Source organism: Alcanivorax sp. 97CO-5 (genome assembly GCF_000524665.1).
Classification (GTDB): domain Bacteria; phylum Pseudomonadota; class Gammaproteobacteria; order Pseudomonadales; family Alcanivoracaceae; genus Alcanivorax; species Alcanivorax borkumensis.
On sequence record NZ_KI965888.1, the window covers coordinates 201,826 to 220,771 of the forward strand.

The window sequence follows — 18,946 nt, forward strand, 5'->3', positions numbered from 1 at the left end:
CCTTACGCCGAACGCAGTGTGGTTGCCCCGTGTATTGAGCATTCGGGGTCAGGAAAGCGGAGCGATTTATGGACTTTTTAATTGAGTGGCTAGTATCGGCTAGTGTGATTGTGGGTGGGGTGTTTGCGTTAGTGGGGTCGATTGGGTTGGCCCGCTTGCCGGATTTTTATACCCGCTTGCATGGCCCCACTAAGGCCACTACGTTGGGTGTGGGGGGCACTATTGTGGCGTCATTACTGTTTTTTTCTTGGCAGGAGCGCGGGCTGCAGCTGCACGAGGTGTTGATTACCCTGTTCCTGTTTATCACCGCCCCGGTATCTGCGCACATGCTGGCCAAGGCGGCCATGCATCGGCAGCTAAAACGGATGAAAGGAACCCGTGGTGAGCCTTGGAAGCAGTAAAAGTAGGGAGCCCCAAGCGTTAGGTGCACAATGGGTAGAGACAGTTGGCACGCGGTGAGTCCGTTGCCGTTTTCCCGAAAAGTAAAATTTGTAAAAAACAAAACCGCCTGGAACTTTCCGAAAAAAGCGGCGGTCTTAGTTAGTGCTACGGATTAGCATCCCCCGATCCCCAGTACCCTCGCTGATCCGTAGTTTTTTGGAGTCCCTGGTTTCTCCCCCGAGATCAGGGCGGCAAGCCTCCCTGGCAGCACAGTCGTTCCCTTCCCCAAGATTGCTGCCAGGGATTTTTTTTGCCGGCTATTTTTGCCGGCCGCAGGTTATAGCGCCTGCTGGTTAAAGAGTAGGCAATCGCCGTGCCAGTTTCAGTTTCCGACAACAAATCCTTATAGATCAACGAAGTACCGGCTTCAGGTGATGGTGCGAAAGAATTTTATGTGCCTTGAGCTTGGGCATGGGTGCCGAACTGCGCCAGTTTCGTGACGTAGATCGGCAGCTGAGCAGAGAAAATACTGCCGAGAGGCGGAACTTTTATAAACACGCGCACTCTTACTAATTAGCGACGGATTGGAACCCCCGATCCCCCAGTACCCTCACCAATTCGTCGCTTATAGCTCTGGTCTTTTCCCCCAAAAGGGCCAGAGCGGCAAGCCTCCCCGGCAGCGCAATCGTTCCCTTCCCCCCTAGATTGCTGCCGGGGATTTTTTTGCCTGAAGAAAATGCTAGATGAGCTATGGCCGGCGGCTTGGCGTTCATTTTCGCCCTAAGTCATTATGGCGTCAGCCGTTCTATCCCTAGCCATTCCCCCAGCTTGTCCCAGGCTTCGTCACACCCGGTGCCATTGGTGGCCGAAAACAGCTGTAGCGAGAGCGGGGCAGGGTGTTCCTTTAGCTGCTTTTGCACTTGTAGCAGGGTGGACTTGGCGGCGCCGAACTTCAGTTTGTCGGCCTTGGTCATAAGGATGTGGATGGGCATGTTGGCCTGGGCGGACCATTCTAGCATCATCAAATCGAAGTCCTTGAGCGGATGGCGGATGTCCATCATCAGCACAAGCCCGACTAATGCCTGACGTTCGGAAAGGTAATGGTCGAGATGCTCCTGCCACTCGTTACGCTTGCTTTTGGAGACTTTGGCATAGCCGTAACCGGGTAGATCCACTAGTCGGCGCTCTTCGTCGAGCTGGAAGAAGTTCAATAGCTGAGTCCGCCCTGGGGTCTTGGAGGTGCGGGCCAGGCTTCGTTGGCCGGTGAGCCGATTAATGGCGCTGGACTTTCCGGCATTGGAGCGTCCGGCGAAGGCTACTTCCCGTCCTTCATCCGGCGGGCATTGGTCTAGGCGCTGGGCGCTTTGCAGGAATAGTGCCTGGTGGAGTCGTTTTTCCATGGGGTGCATGGGCATAACAAGGAGCCTTTGGATATCGTCAGGGGGCTATTCTTGCTGTCTGGCCTGCGGCTGGCAATGCATACCCGCTGGGGAGAGAAAATGAATGGGCAATTTATTCATTAAAGTTGACGTTTTCGTCACTTTTGGGGGTGGCGAGTGCGTGACTTAATGTGTCTATACCCCTACCCTTCACATGGAATATGACGGCGCCCACCAGACTGGTATATAATCCCGCCCGCTTGTCACTTAACCGCGTATTTATTGGTGGTTGGGGCGGCCGACGTTCTACAACGTGGTGTTTGCCGGTAACGGCAAACGGACTTCGCCAGCATAGCAGAGGTAGTGTATGAAGGGTTTTGTAGCAGGTCTTGCAATGGTTCTGGTTACGGGGGCTGCCAATGCAGCGACTGTAGAGGAACGTTACAACAGCAGCTGTACATTCTGTCATGCTTCCGGTGCTGCTGGGGCTCCCATATCCCATGATGAAGCTGCCTGGAAACCACGCATGGAAAAAGGCATGGATACCCTGGTGAAGCACGTCGAGGAAGGGTTTAATGCCATGCCCCCCAAAGGCATGTGTAACGATTGTAGTGACGAAGAATACCGTGCTCTGATTGAGTACATGTCCAAAAGCAAATAAGACGCTGTACTGAAGGATAGGCCATGAAGTTTTTCAAACTGTTCGTGCTGATGGCTGCTGCTGTCGCCGCCACCCAGGCTATGGCGGCCGGTGATGCTGAGGCAGGCAAAGCAAAAGCCGCCCCCTGCGCCGCGTGCCACGGCCAGGATGGTAACAAGACTCTTACCGGGACTTACCCGAAACTGGCTGGCCAGGGGGCAGAATACCTGGTGAAGCAGCTAGAGGATTTCAAGTCTGGTGCCCGTGATAATGCGATCATGAAGGGGCAGGTTGTAGGCCTGAACCAGCAGGACATGCAAGACATAGCCGCTTATTACGCCAGCTTGACCCCGGAAGCGGGCCAGGCTAGCGCAGACTGGGTTGAGCAGGGCGAAAAGCTCTACCGCGGTGGGGATATGGCTAACGGTATTCCAGCTTGTTCTGGTTGCCACGGCCCGGCAGGGCAAGGCGTTGATGCGGCCAAATATCCGCATCTGGCTGGCCAGAATGCCCAATACGTGGAAGATCAATTGAAAGCCTTCCGTGCGGCAGGTCGTAACGACTTGGGTGATGGCATTATCAAACGCACCAATGACTCGGACAGCGATACGCTGGGCATGATGCAGACGGTGGCGGCGAAAATGACCGATACCCAAATCAAGGCCGTAGCAAGCTTCATCTCCGGGCTGTCCAAATAGGGTTGTTCGGCTATGCTTTGTAGAAAAGGCAGCCTGCGGGCTGCCTTTTTTATGGTCAACATGAAAAGATATGGCTCTGAGTGGGTGCGGATTGTACTTACTAGGGAGAAAAATGCCGCCCCGGTTGTCACAATGGGCGCAAACCAACAAAAAAGGAGAGCGAGATGCTTCGCATTGTAACGGCTTTGCTGCTGAGTCTGGGGCTGGCGACCGGAGTTGCGGCCGCCGAAGAACATACCCGTTTTGCGGTAGACACTCATTATAAAGTTCTGGATGTGCCCGGATCTGTTGACGATCCCAGCAAGGTAGAAGTACGGGAGTTCTTTTCCTATGGCTGCCCTCACTGCTATTCACTGGAGCCGGCTGTTGATGCTTGGCTGGAAGAGAAGCCAGACTACATCGACTATGTGCGCACCCCAGTGTTATTCCTGCGTAACGCCGAACCGCTGGCTCGTGCCTACTACGTAGAAGACGCCCTTGGCTTGGTTGATGAAATGCATGTGCCGTTGTTTGATGCGATCCACAAGCACCGTGAGCCTTTATTCAACGAGTCGGCGTTGGCCAACTTTTTCCGCAAGTATGGTGTTGAGCCTGCGGAGTTCAGCAAGCTCTATGGTTCATTCGGTGTTTCCACCAAGATTCGTCAGGCAGATGCGTTGAGCAAAAAATACCAGATTCCCGGAGTGCCCAACTTCGTGGTGAACGGCAAGTATTTGGTAAAGCGCGAAAACGTGAAGAGCAACGAGGAGCTGTTCAAGGTGATTGAATTCTTGGTGAACAAGGAAAAGACAGGCAGCTGATATTATGTTGCTTGATCGCGCTAGACTGGCCTACCGTGACTGGAAAGCCCGGCCCGCGGGTTTTTCCTTTGCCCGGGAAGGGGCACGAAAGACCCGCCAGACACGGGAGGTGTTGCTGCCTCAGGATACCGTGAAGCTAATGAGCTTCAATATCCAGGCAGGCATTGGTAGCCAGAAATTCGGTGATTACATTACCGGTAGCTGGAAGCACTTGGTGGCGCATCCACGCAGCGTGGAAACCATCGAGCAGATTGCTCAGGTGCTCAGTCACTTTGACGTGGTGGGCCTGCAGGAAGTAGATGGCGGCAGTTTACGTTCGCGTAACATGAATCAACTGGTGCATCTCGCGTCCATGGCAGGTTTTCCTGTTTGGCACCAGCAGTTGAACCGCAACCTTGGCCGGTTCGGCCAGTTCAGTAATGGCTTCCTCAGCCGCCATCAGCCGTTTGAGATCACTGACCATCGGCTTCCCGGCTTGCCCGGTCGAGGTGCCATCGTGATTAAATACGGCCACCCAATTCAGCCTCTGGTCGTGGTGGTGGCGCACCTGGCACTGGGTGAGAAGGTGCGTAATGCTCAGTTATCCTATCTGGCCCGCTTGCTAGCAGATTACAAATATGTGGTCGTGATGGGTGATTTTAATTGCCGGCTCAACCACTTAGATCATTCACCGCTGGCGGCGTTGGGCTTGCAGACGGTGCGGGCGGATAACCTTAATACCTACCCCAGCTGGGCTCCGGATCGCCATATCGACCACATCCTATTATCGCCGGAGCTAGAGAGTCGCCATACTCGTGTTCTCTCTGATTGCCTACTGTCGGATCACCTGCCTCTGGCCACGGAAATTATCATCCCTGACGAGGTGATCGCGGCTACCCGGGAGCACCGATTGCCCTTAATTGACTGACCGGAGCCGGTGGAGCGGCTGCTGATTGCACTCTAGCCAGAGAAAATTGCCATGACACTGTCATCTTGTCGGTGCAGGTTGTTCCCATGAAAGCATCCTCTTTCCTGATTACCCTATCTCTTATATTGCCGTCGCTGCAGGCGCTGTCGGATTGCCCCCGCGTGCTTGGGCAGCAGGATGACCGACGCGCCAATGCTGGCTGTTTGATTATCCGTGATCAGCAGGTGTTGCTAATTACCCACCGCTGGGGCGGCAAGTTAGGTGTGCCTGGGGGAACCCTCGAGCGCGGAGAACTGGCCCAGTGCACGGCATACCGGGAGACCCTTGAAGAGACGGGTTTACAGGTTGTGGTAGGGGAGCGCGTGCAGGTGATGAAGAACGGTTTTCATCTCTATCGCTGTATTCCTGCCGAATCTCTGCCAGAGGGGGAGCCCTTGCTGTTACCGGCTCAGGCTAGGCTAGAGGTCAGTGATATTGGCTGGTATTCCCTCGATGAGTTGCGGCAGAAGGATTGGCGTTTTGCCTATCAGTTTGATCTGTTTATGGCGGTGGCCCGCAAGGCTATGCAGAGCAGCTCAGATTCAGCGGCGGGCGACGCCACCGGCGGGCTGCAGGAGAAGTAAGTACTTGCTTGGCTAGCTCTGTCTGGCGCATGGTGCCGGTTTTCTGGAAGGTGCTTTTCAGCTGTGTGCGGACAGTGTGGACAGAGAGAAAATGATTATCGGCAATTTGCTGGGGCGATAGTCCTTTAGCAATGCCTGCGGCCACTCGGGCTTCCGCTTCGGATAATTCGAACAGCTGCATTAGGCTGTCTAGGTCCACCTCAATGTCACCCAGTGGGTCCTGAAAATAGACGATGGCGAGGGGCGTTGGGTGGGCATTGAAGTCGCCGGGGGCTGTTCCGGGATGCATGGGGGAAATGAGGCAGCGGGTAACCTGGTGGCTGTTGAGAGGAACGGCAATCACGTCGCCGCTACCACGTAAGGGGGGATTGGGGTGCGTTACCTGGCCCAATTGATGCAATAACTCCGATTGCTGGCGTACATCATGGAAGGTTAGTTTGCGATTCGCTAACGTCATGTGCGGGTGCGCTTCAATTAGCGCTTCGGCTTCTTGACTAACGTGTACTAGCGTGCCCTGGGCATCAAGCAGGGCGAAGGGCTGGGCCTGGATATCCAGTGTTTGCTGGAGAGCTTGGTTTTGGTGCTTCAGGGCGCTGAATTGGGTTTGCAGCCGTACGGCACGGCGCACATGCATCACCAAGTCGTTGATTTGGTCAGTTTCTTCCCGGCTGTAGTGGCTTTGATCTTTGGTGCGCTGAATTAGCAGCTGGACGGTGTGGTCTTCATCCTGCCAAACGGTGCCGCATACGCCATGGTGGATGTCTTGGGCGCGGGCCCAGTCGTTATAGAATTCGGTGCGGTAGAACGCGTTTTGCCGACAGGAGAAATCCAGAAAGGTGGAATACAGCTGGCCTGGGGGCTTATCTTTTAATTCCGGGCGCCAGGGGCAGGCATTCACATAGTGGTCCACATAAGCCTGATGGTCTGTGTCATCAATATTGTGCTTGATGCTGGAGAGCACGGTTTGTGCCCGACGGTCGAGTACGAGCATGCGGGCGGAGCGCGATCGGGTGGCGCTTACGGCTTGTGCCAGAAAGCGTGGCCAAGCGTCAGGGGCTTGCGGCGCCTCGTACAATGTGTCGAGTAGATCCTCTCGCTCGTGGCCCAATAATCCATCCACAGAAGACTGAGTCATTGGTTGTATTCCCCTAATGAAGCCTTAATTTATCCGATTTGGACCGGAAATTGAATGTAAATAACAGATGTGGCCCTTTGGGGAATAGGAGAAGCAGATGACAGCAACCCGGCAAGTTCAAGATAAGCTGGCTTTGCCAGCAACAGAATCAGGAAAGGGGCCGCAGCCCGTGGTGTTAGTCCATGGCTGGACCTGTAACCGCAGGCACTGGCAGTCTCTGCTGGATTCCCCTCCGCAAGGGACACGGCTGATTGCTGTGGATCTGCCGGGGCATGGTGAGGCGCAGGAGCTGCCATTGTCTTCCTGGACAGTGAAGGCGCAGGCTCAGGCGTTGGTGTCCGCTCTTGCCGATATCGATAACCCTGTGTTGGTGGGGCACTCCATGGGGGGCGCCGTGGTGCTGGAGGCTGCCCGGTTAAAGCCGGTTAAAGCCGTAGTGTTGGTTGACACCTTTGTTATCCCCTACGGTGATCTGGATGAAGAAACCGCCCGCCAGATTGAGACCCCCTTTCAGGACAATTTTGTTTCCGGCATTGCTAATTTGGTGGCGAACAATGCTGGCCCGGACTTGAGTGAGCAGGAGAAACAAACGCTAGAACGCGAGATGGCTGCGGCGCGTCAGGATGTCATGTTGCCGCTGTGGTCGGATTTGTTGCGATGGTCCCCTAATGCGGCTTTCGCTGAAATAAACTGTCCCATTCATGCCATTAACGGTGACTTGGTGGGCGAGGCTGCCCGTGCTCGCTGCGCCCCCTATGTAACAGAGTGGTTGCAAGCGGGCACCTGGCATTTTCCGCAGATGGAACAACCGGAGGTATTTGCCGATCGTCTTACCCGCGTGCTGAAGTCGTGTGGCTAAGCGAGAGTTATTGAAACTCGGCTAAGCGCGCCCATAGGGGGTCTGGATCTGTATTCTAAAGCGCTTTTGTTGGGTGGTGTTATTGGGGGTTCTGTAAGGGGTTTTCTTACAACGAGGTCCTTAATGAGCGCGGACGTTTTATTAGCCTGGATCAAAATACTAACTGCGATGAAAATGGTTTCAACTGTGAGCATTACGTTGATACCTGGCAAGATAATAACGAGGTTGATACCGGTAGCTGGTCGGTAAGCGGTCAGAATGTGAATGTGACATGGTCGGACGGTAGTTCTGATACCTTGAAACTTGCTGCTGATGGCGAAATTATAATGGGTGGTGGTAGCACGCTTGATGAAGGGGGGCACGTCTGGTCTGGATACTTTTGTCGCAGTGGGTGTAAGAATTGCCTCACAGCCATAATGAAAAGGGATGAAATGCACGCCCGATCCGTTAATGGCTCGGGCGTTTTTAGTGGCCGGCCAGGTCAGGTGCCGGAATGTATGTCGTTCGGGATTAGTACCGTGTCTCCGCCATTCCCGAGAACTGTTTGGCCAAATAAGTGGCATAGTTGTCGGTCATTCCCGCAAGAAAATCCAGCGCCCGCATGATGCATTGGTAAATTCTTTCCTGTTCCGGCAGTTGCTCTAGATTTGCAGGGAAGCTGTGCCGACCAATCAAATCAATGATGCGCTCGTGGCGATAATTTTTTGTGCTATTGCAGGCGTGGGATACGGCGGCTTCAATCAAGCCATCCAGCAATGCGCCCATCACTTCAAAAGCACCGATTTCCAGCTCGATTTTGCGGGGGTGCTCGAACACTTTTGAGCGAGAAAGTTGCTTGGCATTTTCCACTACATCGCGCACGGCGGGTTCGCAGTGGCTGATCAGGTCGCCTTCCATGCGTCCCTGTAATAATCGTTCGTGGTTGGCCACAAAGGCTTCCACACCGGCTTCGATAAACCGTTCGATGATTTTTCCTCGCAGTAGGGCGGCTTTGCGGCCATCGCGTATATCCGAATGAATCAGTTCACGTACTTCTTCGCTATCCGGTAGGGCAGGTTGCAGCAAGGCGTACACTTCATCCCAGTGCAGCAGATCCATTTCCAGGCCATCTTCCAGGTCAATAATGGCATAGCAAAAATCATCAGCAGCTTCCATTAAGTACGCCAGCGGATGGCGGCAGAAGCGACCGGGGCTGTGTTGCTGCAGGCCGGTGGCGTGGGCCACTTCATGGAAAGCCTCGGTTTCCGACACAAAAGTGCTGTATTTGCACAGCTTGCTGCTGGCGTTGCCGGCATCGGCGGATAGCCAGGGGTATTTGAGGAAGGTTGCCAGCGTTGCATAGGTGAGCCGCATGCCGCCATCGTACTGGTGGTACTCGCTTTTGGTGATGATGCGAAAGCCCTGCGCATTACCTTCAAAAAAGGTCAGGTCAGTTTGCTGGTGGGCGGGCAGCATATCCAGAAAGCGTTGCCCCCGTTCCTGGAACCAAGCGCGAATAGCCCGCTCACCGGTGTGGCCAAAAGGTGGGTTGCCGATGTCATGGGCCAAGCAGGCAGACTGCACGATATCGCCCAAATCGGTGGCGCTGACGGTACCGGGTAACAGATCTCTTTCTTGCAGGCGCTCGCCCACACGAATGCCCAAGGTGCGGCCTACACAAGATACTTCTAATGAGTGGGTCAGGCGATTGTGAACGTGGTCATTGGTGGCCAGTGGATGAACTTGAGTCTTGCGGGCTAGGCGTCGAAAGGCGCCGGAAAAAATGATTTTATCATGGTCACGAAGAAAGGCGGTGCGGCCACTTTCATCTTTGGCGGTGCGGCCACCCAGGCGAGCCTTGTTCAGCAGTTGATGCCAATCCATATCGTAAAAAACCTTCAAGGTGCCTTGAGTCGGGCAGGGTAAAAGCCCACGGTTACTTCACAGCATGTTGCCACGGTCGGTGTTGTTATGCACAACACGGTGTACGCAAGCCGAGAGTGGCCACCGACAGGAGGACGCATGAATTTGGACAAACCGTTATTAATGCTCGTTACCAGCGCATCAGAGATGGGCGAAAATCAGCCGACGGGCCTGTGGCTGGAAGAATTCGCAGTGCCTTATTTGTTATTCAAAGAAAACAAAATCCCGGTGGTGGTGGCCAGCCCGAAAGGCGGGAAAATTCCTGTGGACCCGAACTCAGCCCCCGATGATAGTAAGAAGGAAGCGTGGGCTGAGGCGGTGGATGTTTTGCAAAACACCCGTGAACTGGAGATGGTGTGGGAAGACCATTTTGCCGGTGTCTTTGTGCCTGGCGGACACGGCGCCATGTTCGATATGCCGGATAACCCCTTGGTTGCGGCCGTCATGGAGCGCACTTGGGCTCAGGGCGGTTTGCTGGGCGCGGTTTGCCACGGCCCGGCCGCGTTGGTGGGGCTGCGCGACGAGCAGGGCGCCCCTCTGGTGCAGAATAAAACGGTGGCCTGTTTCACGAACAGTGAAGAGCGGGAGGTGGGCCTCGATGAGGTAATGCCGTTTCTGTTGGCGTCTCGCCTTGAAGACCTGGGCGCCCAGTTGGATTTGGCGGATGATTTTGCTGCCCATGCGGTTACCGATGGCAAACTGGTCACCGGTCAGAATCCGCAGTCCAGCCATGTGGTGGCGGAGGCGGTGATTAACCAATTGTACAGCGAATAACCCATGGGTGGCGCACAATCCAGCGATTGTGGCCTCGCAGCCGATAGTGGCTTGCAGTATTGTTAGGCGCAACTTGCCTGCTATCGGCTTTTCTATTCAGGCATTCTGGTTATTCACGTTTGGGTTTTAATTGTTCGGGAGAGAACATGGGGATCTATGATTACAGCGCCATTACCCTGAGTGGTGAAGAAAAGTCCCTGGCCGATTTTCAAGGCAAGGTGCTGCTGATCGTCAATACGGCCAGCAAGTGTGGTTTTACGCCTCAGTACAAAGGGCTGGAGGCGCTGTATAAAACGTTGCAACCAAAAGGGCTGGAGGTTCTCGGATTCCCCTGTAACCAGTTTGGTAAACAGGAACCAGGGGCGGCGGATGAAATTGGTGCCTTTTGTGAAAAGAATTACGGTGTCAGCTTCACCATGTTCGATAAGGTGGATGTGAATGGGGGCGATGCTCACCCGTTGTATGATTTTCTGAAAAAGGAAGCTCCGGGCGTATTGGGTAGCAAGGGTATCAAGTGGAACTTCACTAAGTTCCTAGTAAACAAGGACGGCAAGGTGGTGAAGCGTTACGCCCCTACTGACAAGCCGGAAGCAATTCAAAAGGATATTGAAGCGCTTCTGTAGAAAATGGGCTAGCCACACGCTACAGCGCAACCCAGTCATGAACATACGGTAAGTTTGCCGCCTACGCTTTGAAAGGTGGGCGTGGACATGGCGTTTGCCGAACGTGAAGGCCAAATGCGTGGTTTATGGTCGCCTTTACGCGCGTTTGCGCTTTTCTAGCACCTCAAAAATGCCCATCCCGGCAATCATGGCCGCCACGAAAACGATACCTTTTAGGCTGCCGGTGCCCAGAGCCACCAACGCGGGCCCCGGGCAGAAGCCGGCTAGCCCCCAACCGATGCCGAACCCCAGCGCGCCAAGAATTAGGCGAGCATCCAAGTCACGGCGGGTGGGTATTTCCATAGCCTCACCGCTCCAGGCGTGTTGGCGGCCACGGGCGGCGGCGAAACCAACGGCGGCGACGACCACTGCGCCACCCATCACCAAGGCCAAGGACGGATCCCAGGCGCCGGTCAAATCCAGAAAGGCCAGCACTTTGGCCGGGTTCGCCATGCCGGCCAGCAGCAGCCCGGCGCCAAAAATCAGGCCGCTGAAGAATGCCGTCAGTAATGATCGGTTCACAGGGTAACTCCCAGTAAATGGCGTACTAGGTACACGGTGGCAAAACCACTGGCCATGAATGTCAGGGTGGCAACCAGTGAGCGCGGGGAAAGGCGGGAGATGCCGCATACTCCGTGGCCACTGGTGCAGCCCGCACCGTAGCGGGTGCTGATGCCAACCAACAGGCCAGCAGCAATGAGTATAGGCCAGTCAGCCTTGATGATAAGGGGCGGCAGCTCAGCCAGCATGCGCCACAGTAACGGGGCGCCTAGCAAGCCTAGTAGAAACGCCAGCCGCCAGTGTTTGTCTCCTGGTTCGGCGCGCAGTAGCCCGCCGAGGATGCCGCTGATGCCGGCGATGCGACCGTTGGCATGCAGCAGCAGCAGAGCCGATAGGCCAATCAAAACGCCACCCGCTAATGACGACCAAGGCGTAAAGTTGTTCCAATCAATAGTCATTGCCGTTCTCGCAGAAGCGTTGATACAGTACTTCCAGTACCGCCAGGGCATCCTGGTTGGCAACCTGGTAGAACACTTGCTTGCCTTCCCGGCGGCTACTAACGAGCCCTTCGCGGCGTAAAATGCCTAGTTGCTGAGAGAGTGAGGGTTGGTAAACGCCCACTAAGGGTTCCAGTTCACTGACGCTGTGTTCGCCTTCTGCGAGGCGACATAACAGCATCAACCGGTCTGGGTGAGACAGCGCCTTCAGTAGCTGGCTGGCTTGCACGGCATTGTCGCGTAGGGTGTCGGGATCGATCGTAGTCATGGAGCGGATCCAACAATATATAATTAAGTAAAAATTATATTGTTGCTATTCAGACCTCAAGCTTTTTTCGAATTTTGTTGAAGTATTGTAAGGCTGATCAGCCGACGGGAGTGGTAAAAGGTAGCACGCCATAATAGACCGCTAAAAAATGACAAATACTGCCGCCCATAACAAACAGGTGCCAGATGGCATGATTGAAGGGAATAAAACGGTCGGCCAAGTAGAAGATCACGCCCACGGTGTAGGTGATGCCGCCGGCCAGGATCAGCCAGAAGCCGGTATCGTTGAGTTTGGTGGTTAGGTCATTGGAGGCGACCACAATCAGCCAGCCCATGGCGAGGTAAATGCCCACGCGCATTAGTTTGAAGCGGTGGCCATACAGCGCTTTCAGGGCGATGCCGGTGAGCGCCAGTACCCAGATCACCGCAAACAGAATCCAGCCGGTCTGGCCACGCAGGTTGACCAGCAGAAAGGGCGTGTAAGTGCCGGCAATCAAGCAATAGATAGCGCAGTGATCCAGCATCTTGAAGGCGGCGCGCCACTTCGGGTTGCGTAGGCTGTGATAGAGCGCGCTGGCGCTGTAGAGCAGAATCAGGCTGGCGCCGAAAATGCTAAAACTGACGATCTTCCACGGGTCGCCCAACAGGCTGGCTGCAACTACTAAGATTACGGTGCCAGCAATGCTCAGGGCTGCGCCAATGCCGTGGGTTAGTCCATTGAGCCATTCTTCCAGAATCGAATACGGCGGTTCCGGGTTGGGGGCTGTGGCCATTGGCGAGTCTTCTCGGTTATTAACAGAAGTAGCATGATGCCGAGGTGTGGGCCGGGGTGTAAAGTGCGAAATCGGACAGATGTACACATTGAATGTTCGGGTGTGCGCGATAACACAAATGCGTTGTGAGTGAAGGGACGTTTGTGACGGTATATCTTCTAATCATGTGGCCAGTGAAGAGGCTGGCAGCCAAGCAATCCTGCTATTGAAATGCATTTTGCTGGCCCAATGGTATTAAGCAGCCCAGCAAACAATGGGACCCCCTTGGCGCTGCAGGCAAGGACAAAACTGGAAAAGGAGACTCGCCATGATTGAACATAACAAGCAGGTCGCGGAAGAACTAAGCAAACTACTGGCCGAGAGCTACACGCTTTATCTCAAAACGCACAAGTACCACTGGAATGTGACTGGCCCTATGTTTCATAGCCTGCACCTGTTGTTTGAACAGCAATACATTGAGCTGGCGGAAGCGGTGGACACCATTGCTGAACGTATCCGTGCGTTGGGCTGGAAAGCGCCAGGCAGCTACACCGAGTTTGCTAAGTTGTCCACGGTGCAGGATGCCACCGGCGATCCGGATGCATCGGATATGATCAAAGAGCTGGCAGAGGATCACCGTACTGTGGCGGAGCGGGCCAACCGGGTATTGAAGCTGGCCAGCGAACATGAGGATGAAGGTTCTGGTGCGGTCGCCAGTAACCGGATCGAGATTCACGAGAAATCCGCGTGGATGCTCTCGGCGCATCTGGGTTGATCTTCCTATAGCAATAGGCAATCGCCTGGATAGGATTAATCGTCTTTATTGATTTTTCTAGGGTGGCTATTCTCGATCTTGTGCTTGAGAAAGCCGCCCTTTCAGTAAGCGGCTTCGATTCTATCCAGGGAGTCAATATATGTTTGAGAATCGCGAAGGTCAGCCTGTTCCAGCGGTAACGTTTCGAACCCGGGAAGGCAATGAATGGAAAGATGTCACTACCGATGACGTGTTCAAGGGAAAAACTGTGGTGGTGTTCGCCTTGCCTGGAGCGTTTACCCCCACCTGTTCTTCGACCCATCTGCCACGCTATAACGAGCTGGCGCCTGTACTCAAGGCTAACGGTGTAGATGATATTGTCTGCCTGTCGGTGAACGATGGTTTTGTTATGAATGCTTGGGCTGGTGATCAGGCTGCTGGCAATATTCACTTTATCCCAGATGGTAACGGTGAGTTCACCGACAAGATGGGTATGCTCGTGAATAAACAGGACTTGGGCTTTGGCCCGCGAAGCTGGCGCTACTCCATGCTGGTGAAAGACGGCGTCATCGATCGCATGTTCATTGAGCCGGATAAGCCCGGGGATCCGTTTGAAGTGTCTGATGCGGATACCATGCTAAAGTATATTAACGGCGAAGCGGTTTTGCCTAAGCGAGTGACCGTGTTCACCAAGCCGGGCTGCCCGCACTGCACGCGTGCGAAACAGGCGCTGACCGATTACGGTTATGCCTTTGAAGAAATTGAGTTGGGTAGCCGAGGGTTGAGTTACAGCTCTTTGGCTGCGGTCACCGGCGCGGGGACCACGCCACAGATATACATTGAAGGTGAGCGTATAGGCGGCGCTGATGAGTTGGAGGCCTGGTTGCAACAGGGCTAACTCGCAACGCGTGAATGCGAACTTTCTTCCTTCTTTGGGGCCCGGCGTTAGCGGGCCCTTTTTTGTGCCGCTGTGCCGTTCACGTCGCACACTGCATGCTATTCGTTAGGCCCGCTGCGGGCCTAACGTTTATTTATCCTGGTAACGGAACGCCCATATCTCCATTATCCCTGCCCCTGATAAGGTAAAAAAATAGCGCGGGTAAAATGGTCAACGAGAAACGCTTGCACCTGTGCGATAATTTGGTACTAACAAGTACCGTTTTTAGATCGGAGAGAGCACGATGCAACGTTTTTGGGTAACCCTGGGCCTAGCACTGGCCTTGTGGGGCTGTGGAGAAGAGCCCCAGGCCGAGGCTCCCATGCCACAACCGGTGAAGCTGCAGACCGTCAATGGCGGCGATGGCACCTTGCGTCATTATCCAGGCAAGGTGGTGGCCACCGAAGGGTCAGAGTTGGCTTTTCGGGTGTCCGGCCAGCTTGAGCGTCTTCCTGTGCGGGCCGGCGAGCAGGTTAAGAAAGGGCAATTGCTGGCAGCGCTTGATCCGTCGGACTTTAAAAATCAGTTAGCCGATCAGCAAGCCCAGCATGATTTGGCCGAGAGCCAGTATCAACGTGGTATCAGCCTGCGTGAGCGGGGCGTTATTTCTGAAGCTCAGTTCGATGAAATTGAAGCGAAGCGCCGCCAAGCCCAGGCGGCTCTAAGCTTGGCCCGGGACAATGTGAACTACACTCGTCTGAAAGCGCCCTATGGCGGTACGGTGGCACGCACCGAAGTGGAGAATTATCAATTCGTACAGGCCAAGCAGCCGATCCTCTACTTGCAGGGCGATAAAAATATCGATATCGAGTTCGCTGTTTCTGAGCGGTTTTTTACTAACGTACGCAAATTTTTTACCAAGATGCGTGAAGATGGTGAAGATTATCAGCCGAGTGTGCGTTTCAAGGGGGCCCCGGATACCACTTTCAAAGCCCGATACAAAGAGCATGAGGCTAGTGCCGGGGATCGCACCCAGACTTATATCATCACCCTGACGATGCCTAACCCGGAAGGCATCATGGTGCTGCCGGGAATGAGTGTGGATGTGGAGATTGATCTTAGCCAGATCATGCCGGGTACCGAGAAGGTGCCGGTAGTGCCGGCCGCGGCGGTATTCAACCCTGACGGCAAGGAAGGCGCCCATGTGTGGAAGCATCAAGATGACGACACGGTGACGGCCGTGCCGGTCACCCTGGGTGAAGTTGTGGGCGGCGGCGTCCAGATCACCGATGGGTTGCAGCCCGGAGATCGCATTGTGGCGGCCGGGGTTCATCGCCTGAAAGAAGGGCAGGCGGTTCGTGAACTGGTGAAGGAACGGGGCCTGTAAATGAACATTGCCGAGTACAGTATTCGCCACAAGGTGGTGAGCTGGCTGTTCACGCTGATCTTGTTGATCGGTGGGGTGGTGAGCTTTACCCGCTTAGGGCAACTGGAAGACCCGGAATTCACCCTCAAGATTGCCATGGTGGTTACTAACTACGCTGGTGCTTCACCCCGACAGGTGGAAGAGGAAGTGACACTGCCGGTGGAGAAAGCGATCCAGAGCCTGCCTTATGTGAAAAATGTGACGTCCATTTCTAGCAATGGCCTGTCTCAGGTGCAGGTAGAAATGAAGCCCGAGTACCGGGCCGTCGAGCTCAAGCAGATTTGGGATGAGCTGCGCCACAAGATGACCGACTTGCAGGGTCAGTTGCCTCCTGGTGCGGGGACGATTCAAGTTATTGATGATTTCGGTGATGTGTACGGCATTCTTTTGGCCGTAACCGGCGGCGGTTACTCCTACCAAGACATGAAAGATTATGCCGACTACCTGACTCGCGAACTGGTGCTTGTAGATGGGGTCGGCAAGGTCACTATTGGCGGGCAGCGACAGGAGCAGGTGCTGGTGGAGCTTTCCCGCTCTCGGTTGGCGTCATTGGGAATCAGCCCTGACCGTATTTTCGGCCTGTTACAAACCCAGAATAAGGTGAACCCGGCGGGCAAAGTGCGGGTGGGTGACGAATACATCCGTATTTACCCCACCGGTGAGTTTCCTTCCGTGCAAAGCATGGGCGATTTGTTGATTTCCGAGCCCGGCGCTAGCGAGTTGGTCTACCTGCGCGATGTGGCGACGATCGAGCGCGGCTATGCGGAAGTGCCTTACCATCTGTATCGCTTTAATGGTGGCTCGGCACTGACCATGGGGATTTCCTTTGCCTCGGGTGTGAACGTTGTGGATGTTGGGGCTCGGGTGGATCGGCGCTTGGCCGAGCTTGAGTATCAGCGCCCTGCGGGCATGCAGTTGGCCACGGTCTACAACCAGCCCAAAGAAGTCGATAATTCGGTGAGCGCTTTCATGCTCAATTTGGGTGAAGCCGTGGCCATTGTGATCGCGGTGCTGCTCGTGTTCATGGGGGTGCGGTCCGGGATATTGATGGGCAGCGTGTTGCTGCTCACCATCCTTGGCACGTTCATCATCATGAAAGTTATGGCCATCGATCTGCAGCGAATTTCGCTCGGGGCGCTAATTATTGCTCTAGGGATGCTGGTGGATAACGCCATCGTGGTTACCGAAGGCATTCTGGTGGGCATGAAACGCGGGTTGTCCAAGCTGGAGGCGTCGAAAGAAATTGTTCGGCAAACCGTTTGGCCGCTGCTGGGTGCCACTGTCATCGCTATTATGGCGTTTGCTCCGATCGGTTTATCGGAGGATGCCACTGGCGAATACAGTAATACCTTGTTCTGGGTATTGCTGATTTCTTTGATGCTCAGCTGGGTGACGGCTATTACGCTGGTGCCGTTTTTTGCCGACCTGTTTTTCAATGAGAAAGACGTGGGAGGTAAAAATGGCGAAAGTGAGGATCCCTACTCTGGCAAAGTGTTTGTCATTTATCGACGTCTGCTGGATCGGGCGATCCACCACCGGGTGATCACCTTGAGCTTTATGAGCGTGCTGTTGGTGGTGGCCGTTGTCGGTTTTGGTTTCGTGAAGCAAGCGTTCTTCCCGCCCTCCAATACTCCCATGTTTCTAGTGGACTACTGGCTACCCCAAGGGAGCGATATCCGTGCTACCCAAGAGGCGGCTGCGCGGTTAGAGCATGATTTGCTGGAGATGGATAGTGTGGAGCAGGTGACCACGACTATCGGTCAGGGGGCACAGCGTTTCATGCTGCCCTATATGCCTGAAAAAAGTTACTCCAGCTATGCGCAGTTGATCGTGCAGGTGTCCGACCGGGAGCAGATCGATCCGACCCTAGCGGCGACCCGTGAGCTGATTCGCGACCGACACCTGCAAGCGTTCGCTAAAGTGAAACGCCTGATGATCGGCCCCAGCCCGGCGGCTTCTATTGAAGCCCGCTTCAGTGGCCCGGACCCAAAAGAGCTGCGGGCGTTGGGCGTGAAAGCCCAAGCGATTATGCAAGCTGATAGTGGGCTGGAAAGCATCCGCCACGACTGGCGTCAGCAGGAAAAAGTGATTCGCCCCCAGTTCCAGGAAGCTCAGGCCCGCCGTGCTGGGATTACCCGCGAGGACTTGGATAATACCCTGGCACTGAACTTTAGCGGTCGCGATGTGGGCCTGTACCGTGATGGCAGCAAGTTGTTGCCGATTGTGGCGCGGCCGCCAGACGATGAGCGTCTGAGTGCGGATAACCTTAACGATGTACAGGTGTGGTCGCCGGCCTATTCGACCTATATTCCCATCAGTCAGGTGGTCTCGGATTTCAAGACCGAATGGGAAAATGCGTTGATCATGCGTCGTGATCGCAAACGAACGCTTACCGTGCAGGCCGAGCCGGATGTGCTTGGCGAGGAGACCGCGGATCAGGTGCTGCGGCGGATTCGCCCGGCCATCGAAGCTCTGGAGCTGCCGCCGGGTTACTCCCTCCAGTGGGGTGGGGAATACGAAGCCGCCAAGGATGCTCAGGCTGCGGTATTCGGCAGTCTGCCCATGGGCTATTTGTTCATGTTCATCATTACCATCATGTTGTTCGACGCCGTGCGCTCGCCATTGGTGATCTGGGCCACGGTGCCGTTGGCCATTATCGGTGTGACCTTTGGCCTGCTGGTGCTCAATTCACCGTTTGGCTTTATGGCGCTGTTGGGCTTTCTGAGCTTGTCTGGGATGTTGGTGAAGAACGGTATTGTGCTGGTGGAACAAATCAAGCTGGACCGCGAGAGGCTGGCGCCGTTCGATGCAGTGGTGTCGGCATCTATTTCGCGGGTGCGACCGGTGTGTATGGCGGCGATTACCACCATCCTTGGTATGGTGCCGCTGCTGTTCGACGCGTTCTTCGAGTCGATGGCGGTGGTGATCATGTTTGGCTTGGGCTTCGCTACCGTGCTGACATTGATCGTGGTTCCGGTGCTCTATACGCTCGTCTATGGCATCAAGCCTGGTGAAGACCAGCATGTCTAAATAAACGCGATGCGCCCCATGCGCCACGCCTCTTCGCGGCGTGGCGCATGGGGCGTGATGCGGGTTGCATCTACGTAGGTGC

General features: G+C 54.9%; 20 protein-coding genes. 13 read left to right on the plus strand and 7 right to left on the minus strand.

Annotation, left to right across the window (positions count from 1 at the left end; genetic code table 11):
- The first annotated feature begins 68 nt into the window (after positions 1–68).
- Positions 69–401, plus strand: coding sequence for a Na+/H+ antiporter subunit G (locus Y017_RS06955; protein ID WP_011589924.1), 333 nt, complete (start codon positions 69–71; stop codon positions 399–401).
- Between the two features lie 768 nt (positions 402–1,169).
- On the opposite strand, the gene yihA is transcribed toward Y017_RS06955, so the two are convergent.
- Positions 1,170–1,796 carry a ribosome biogenesis GTP-binding protein YihA/YsxC gene (yihA, locus tag Y017_RS06965; protein WP_011589923.1) on the minus strand — a complete coding sequence of 209 codons (627 nt, stop codon included), beginning with the start codon at positions 1,794–1,796 and terminating at the stop codon, positions 1,170–1,172.
- 331 nt (positions 1,797–2,127) lie between these two features.
- On the opposite strand from yihA, the gene Y017_RS06970 reads away from it, so the two are divergent.
- The 5 genes from Y017_RS06970 to Y017_RS14890 all read left to right on the plus strand — a co-directional run bounded on the left by Y017_RS06970 (position 2,128) and on the right by Y017_RS14890 (position 5,428).
- Entirely contained in the window at positions 2,128–2,421 is a 294-nt protein-coding gene (locus Y017_RS06970) for a cytochrome c5 family protein (protein WP_011589922.1), read from the plus strand.
- Positions 2,422–2,444: 23 nt separating this feature from the next.
- Positions 2,445–3,098 carry a cytochrome c gene (locus Y017_RS06975; protein WP_011589921.1) on the plus strand — a complete coding sequence of 218 codons (654 nt, stop codon included), beginning with the start codon at positions 2,445–2,447 and terminating at the stop codon, positions 3,096–3,098.
- 164 nt (positions 3,099–3,262) lie between these two features.
- A complete protein-coding gene (locus Y017_RS06980; RefSeq protein WP_011589920.1) occupies positions 3,263–3,898 on the plus strand; it encodes a thiol:disulfide interchange protein DsbA/DsbL in 636 nt (211 codons plus the stop codon).
- Positions 3,899–3,902: 4 nt separating this feature from the next.
- On the plus strand, positions 3,903–4,805 hold the full coding sequence (locus Y017_RS06985) for an endonuclease/exonuclease/phosphatase family protein (RefSeq protein ID WP_035459874.1): 903 nt from the start codon (positions 3,903–3,905) through the stop codon (positions 4,803–4,805).
- An 86-nt stretch (positions 4,806–4,891) separates the two neighbouring features.
- A complete protein-coding gene (locus Y017_RS14890) occupies positions 4,892–5,428 on the plus strand; it encodes an NUDIX hydrolase (protein WP_051428723.1) in 537 nt (178 codons plus the stop codon).
- Here the strand turns inward: Y017_RS14890 and Y017_RS06995 are convergent.
- A complete protein-coding gene (locus tag Y017_RS06995) occupies positions 5,367–6,563 on the minus strand; it encodes a helix-turn-helix transcriptional regulator (RefSeq protein ID WP_035459876.1) in 1,197 nt (398 codons plus the stop codon). The genes Y017_RS14890 and Y017_RS06995 overlap by 62 nt on opposite strands.
- A gap of 97 nt (positions 6,564–6,660) precedes the next feature.
- Between Y017_RS06995 and Y017_RS07000 the strand changes: the two genes are divergently transcribed.
- Complete coding sequence (locus Y017_RS07000) at positions 6,661–7,422, plus strand: alpha/beta fold hydrolase (protein WP_035459877.1); 762 nt, start codon at positions 6,661–6,663, stop codon at positions 7,420–7,422.
- Between the two features lie 510 nt (positions 7,423–7,932).
- On the opposite strand, the gene Y017_RS07005 is transcribed toward Y017_RS07000, so the two are convergent.
- On the minus strand, positions 7,933–9,285 hold the full coding sequence (locus Y017_RS07005; protein ID WP_035459878.1) for a deoxyguanosinetriphosphate triphosphohydrolase: 1,353 nt from the start codon (positions 9,283–9,285) through the stop codon (positions 7,933–7,935).
- 138 nt (positions 9,286–9,423) lie between these two features.
- Here Y017_RS07005 and Y017_RS07010 point away from each other — a divergent pair, with 138 nt between their 5' ends.
- Both Y017_RS07010 and Y017_RS07015 read left to right on the plus strand, forming a co-directional pair.
- A complete protein-coding gene (locus Y017_RS07010) occupies positions 9,424–10,098 on the plus strand; it encodes a type 1 glutamine amidotransferase domain-containing protein (protein ID WP_035459879.1) in 675 nt (224 codons plus the stop codon).
- Positions 10,099–10,244: 146 nt separating this feature from the next.
- Complete coding sequence (locus tag Y017_RS07015) at positions 10,245–10,721, plus strand: glutathione peroxidase (protein ID WP_011589909.1); 477 nt, start codon at positions 10,245–10,247, stop codon at positions 10,719–10,721.
- A gap of 135 nt (positions 10,722–10,856) precedes the next feature.
- Here Y017_RS07015 and Y017_RS07020 read toward each other — a convergent pair whose 3' ends face one another.
- The 4 genes from Y017_RS07020 to Y017_RS07035 all read right to left on the minus strand — a co-directional run bounded on the left by Y017_RS07020 (position 10,857) and on the right by Y017_RS07035 (position 12,798).
- On the minus strand, positions 10,857–11,282 hold the full coding sequence (locus tag Y017_RS07020) for a DUF6691 family protein (protein WP_035459881.1): 426 nt from the start codon (positions 11,280–11,282) through the stop codon (positions 10,857–10,859).
- On the minus strand, positions 11,279–11,719 hold the full coding sequence (locus Y017_RS07025; protein ID WP_035459882.1) for a YeeE/YedE family protein: 441 nt from the start codon (positions 11,717–11,719) through the stop codon (positions 11,279–11,281). Before Y017_RS07025 ends, Y017_RS07020 begins: the two co-directional genes overlap by 4 nt.
- Positions 11,709–12,026 carry a metalloregulator ArsR/SmtB family transcription factor gene (locus Y017_RS07030; RefSeq protein WP_035459885.1) on the minus strand — a complete coding sequence of 106 codons (318 nt, stop codon included), beginning with the start codon at positions 12,024–12,026 and terminating at the stop codon, positions 11,709–11,711. The genes Y017_RS07025 and Y017_RS07030 overlap by 11 nt, the downstream gene beginning before the upstream one ends.
- Positions 12,027–12,123: 97 nt before the next feature.
- A complete protein-coding gene (locus Y017_RS07035) occupies positions 12,124–12,798 on the minus strand; it encodes a hemolysin III family protein (RefSeq protein ID WP_011589905.1) in 675 nt (224 codons plus the stop codon).
- 307 nt (positions 12,799–13,105) lie between these two features.
- Here Y017_RS07035 and Y017_RS07040 point away from each other — a divergent pair, with 307 nt between their 5' ends.
- The 4 genes from Y017_RS07040 (at position 13,106) to Y017_RS07055 (ending at position 18,864) form a co-directional block, all read left to right on the plus strand.
- Complete coding sequence (locus tag Y017_RS07040) at positions 13,106–13,552, plus strand: Dps family protein (RefSeq protein ID WP_035459887.1); 447 nt, start codon at positions 13,106–13,108, stop codon at positions 13,550–13,552.
- A gap of 139 nt (positions 13,553–13,691) precedes the next feature.
- Positions 13,692–14,429: a glutathione peroxidase gene (locus Y017_RS07045; RefSeq protein ID WP_011589903.1), complete on the plus strand. Its 738-nt coding sequence runs from the start codon at positions 13,692–13,694 to the stop codon at positions 14,427–14,429.
- 283 nt (positions 14,430–14,712) lie between these two features.
- Positions 14,713–15,795, plus strand: coding sequence for an efflux RND transporter periplasmic adaptor subunit (locus tag Y017_RS07050; RefSeq protein ID WP_035459890.1), 1,083 nt, complete (start codon positions 14,713–14,715; stop codon positions 15,793–15,795).
- Positions 15,796–18,864, plus strand: coding sequence for an efflux RND transporter permease subunit (locus tag Y017_RS07055; RefSeq protein ID WP_035459892.1), 3,069 nt, complete (start codon positions 15,796–15,798; stop codon positions 18,862–18,864). It begins immediately after the preceding gene.
- Positions 18,865–18,946 lie beyond the last annotated feature (82 nt).

Coding starts and splice junctions, on each gene's coding strand:
- Y017_RS06955 (WP_011589924.1), top strand. CDS start 69: ATGGACTTTTTAATTGAGTGGCTAGTATCGGCTAGTGTGATTGTGGGT.
- yihA (WP_011589923.1), bottom strand. CDS start 1,796: ATGCCCATGCACCCCATGGAAAAACGACTCCACCAGGCACTATTCCTG.
- Y017_RS06970 (WP_011589922.1), top strand. CDS start 2,128: ATGAAGGGTTTTGTAGCAGGTCTTGCAATGGTTCTGGTTACGGGGGCT.
- Y017_RS06975 (WP_011589921.1), top strand. CDS start 2,445: ATGAAGTTTTTCAAACTGTTCGTGCTGATGGCTGCTGCTGTCGCCGCC.
- Y017_RS06980 (WP_011589920.1), top strand. CDS start 3,263: ATGCTTCGCATTGTAACGGCTTTGCTGCTGAGTCTGGGGCTGGCGACC.
- Y017_RS06985 (WP_035459874.1), top strand. CDS start 3,903: ATGTTGCTTGATCGCGCTAGACTGGCCTACCGTGACTGGAAAGCCCGG.
- Y017_RS14890 (WP_051428723.1), top strand. CDS start 4,892: ATGAAAGCATCCTCTTTCCTGATTACCCTATCTCTTATATTGCCGTCG.
- Y017_RS06995 (WP_035459876.1), bottom strand. CDS start 6,563: ATGACTCAGTCTTCTGTGGATGGATTATTGGGCCACGAGCGAGAGGAT.
- Y017_RS07000 (WP_035459877.1), top strand. CDS start 6,661: ATGACAGCAACCCGGCAAGTTCAAGATAAGCTGGCTTTGCCAGCAACA.
- Y017_RS07005 (WP_035459878.1), bottom strand. CDS start 9,285: ATGGATTGGCATCAACTGCTGAACAAGGCTCGCCTGGGTGGCCGCACC.
- Y017_RS07010 (WP_035459879.1), top strand. CDS start 9,424: ATGAATTTGGACAAACCGTTATTAATGCTCGTTACCAGCGCATCAGAG.
- Y017_RS07015 (WP_011589909.1), top strand. CDS start 10,245: ATGGGGATCTATGATTACAGCGCCATTACCCTGAGTGGTGAAGAAAAG.
- Y017_RS07025 (WP_035459882.1), bottom strand. CDS start 11,719: ATGACTATTGATTGGAACAACTTTACGCCTTGGTCGTCATTAGCGGGT.
- Y017_RS07030 (WP_035459885.1), bottom strand. CDS start 12,026: ATGACTACGATCGATCCCGACACCCTACGCGACAATGCCGTGCAAGCC.
- Y017_RS07035 (WP_011589905.1), bottom strand. CDS start 12,798: ATGGCCACAGCCCCCAACCCGGAACCGCCGTATTCGATTCTGGAAGAA.
- Y017_RS07040 (WP_035459887.1), top strand. CDS start 13,106: ATGATTGAACATAACAAGCAGGTCGCGGAAGAACTAAGCAAACTACTG.
- Y017_RS07045 (WP_011589903.1), top strand. CDS start 13,692: ATGTTTGAGAATCGCGAAGGTCAGCCTGTTCCAGCGGTAACGTTTCGA.
- Y017_RS07050 (WP_035459890.1), top strand. CDS start 14,713: ATGCAACGTTTTTGGGTAACCCTGGGCCTAGCACTGGCCTTGTGGGGC.
- Y017_RS07055 (WP_035459892.1), top strand. CDS start 15,796: ATGAACATTGCCGAGTACAGTATTCGCCACAAGGTGGTGAGCTGGCTG.